Origin of the sequence: Mesorhizobium sp. M0816 (genome assembly GCF_040320005.1) — a bacterium.
In the GTDB taxonomy this organism is placed as follows: domain Bacteria; phylum Pseudomonadota; class Alphaproteobacteria; order Rhizobiales; family Rhizobiaceae; genus Mesorhizobium.
In genome coordinates, this window is sequence record NZ_JAMYOT010000090.1 from 1 (window position 1) to 1,490 (window position 1,490).

The 1,490-nt window shown below is 60.2% G+C and carries 2 protein-coding genes and 1 pseudogene; all 3 read right to left on the reverse strand.

Annotated features, from left to right (window positions below; genetic code table 11):
• A pseudogene (locus tag NKI17_RS36770) lies at positions 1–226 on the reverse strand (recombinase family protein); the annotation flags it as partial.
• 292 nt (positions 227–518) lie between these two features.
• Positions 519–980 carry a helix-turn-helix domain-containing protein gene (locus NKI17_RS36775; protein ID WP_352907938.1) on the reverse strand — a complete coding sequence of 154 codons (462 nt, stop codon included), beginning with the start codon at positions 978–980 and terminating at the stop codon, positions 519–521.
• Positions 981–1,156: 176 nt separating this feature from the next.
• Positions 1,157–1,490, reverse strand: a 334-nt coding sequence (locus NKI17_RS36780) for a DUF5372 family protein (RefSeq protein ID WP_352907939.1), incomplete at its 5' end; no start/stop codon positions are given.

Sequence of the window (1,490 nt, forward strand, 5' to 3'; positions counted from 1 at the left end):
GAACCCCCTCGCGCCAGGCCGCCGATGCGCCGGACTCGCCCTGATCGTTATCGATGACGATAATCTGCTCGTCGCGCCAGCCGAGGGCGACAGCGCGCCCACGAAGCGCATATTGGCGCCTGGCGCTTTCGGCGTTCTCGACGACTTGCCGCATCGAAGACTGGCGGATGTACAGGTAGGCGCCGCGTTCAAGGTGATGAGACTGGACTTTGAGATGTGCATTCATGGTGACCTCCGGTCGTGGATGCTCATGGCGATCGTCGCAAGGACGTGAACGATGGCGCTGTGTCCGCCGTGCGCCGGCCAGGCGGCTGACGATGGATAAATCTGCTCTCGAGGCGAGCTTGCTGTTGGGGTCAGCGCCTTGGCCCATCCCCACATGCCCCGGCGCAGAAAGAGCAGGAGGCCACTACGGGCCTTGAGCGGCAGCGCGTCGCCGAGAGCTGCCCCGCGCAGTACCTCGTACTGGGCCGCAATAGCCGACGACCGGATCGAACATGCTGATGTCGCTGCAATGTTCACCTGCCGGTTTTTTTTAATGCCCGCTCGATCGTTCTGGGATGAAGTTCGATATCGAGTACGCGGCGGACCAGCTGCGCCAGCTCCCGAGCGCGAACGGGTTCGCCGGGGACCAGCCGCGCCTGCAGGAATGCCAGGACTTCGTCGTCGATCTTGTGGGGACCGCGGGGGCCCGGCTTTGCCGGCACCAGTCCGGCAATCCCGGCCGTGTCGAAGTTCGCCTTGGCCTGGTAGTAGGTCGGCCTGGAAACGCCATACTCGTCGGAGGCGTCCGTCACCGACACCTTGTCGATGGAGACGCGACGCAGCATCTCGTATCTGACCTGCACAGTGTCGTGCGGATCGAAGAACTCGCTGGCCCGGAACTTCGGATCGCGCACCTTGTCCGGGCTTGGATTGAAGGTGCCCTCTTCGATGAGGACATCGGTCTTTGATCGCTTGCTGTCGTACTTGACAGACATCGCTGGCTCCGGCGTGAAGCGGTATTAACGTAAATAAAATTACGCCGCTTTGCGTGACCGCGTCAAGACTGTATTCGTCATTCATATCTGCTGTTAGGCTCCATTAGCAGGCATTGTCGTTCACTCAAATCCCGTTTGCGGCGTAATCCGCTTTACAGATGCGGTATAATTGTTCTTTACAGATTGCCGCGTGATCGCGTCGCCGATTTGCCGGAAAGGCGACCCACCAGATCGACCAGTTCCATCAAGTCGGCGACCCGCAAAAGCGCTCGCCCATTGCCCATGACGACTTCCGGATCCGGGCTCACAAGATCAGTCCATTGCGGGGGGACAGACCAAACAGCGGTATCGTCAGCCTGCAGCAAAAGGCGTTCGCCATGACGGTTGTATCGCCGGCCGACACAGGGCAACTGCCGTGCGAATAGAGGATGAAACGGATGCGTGACCCGCACTAACTGCTGATTTGCGCTGCTCGAGGCTGCATTCTCATGTGAGATACAAGCGGCTGGA

Excerpts from the sequence above, each read along its gene's own strand:
- NKI17_RS36775 (WP_352907938.1), bottom strand. The coding sequence starts at position 980 with ATGTCTGTCAAGTACGACAGCAAGCGATCAAAGACCGATGTCCTCATC.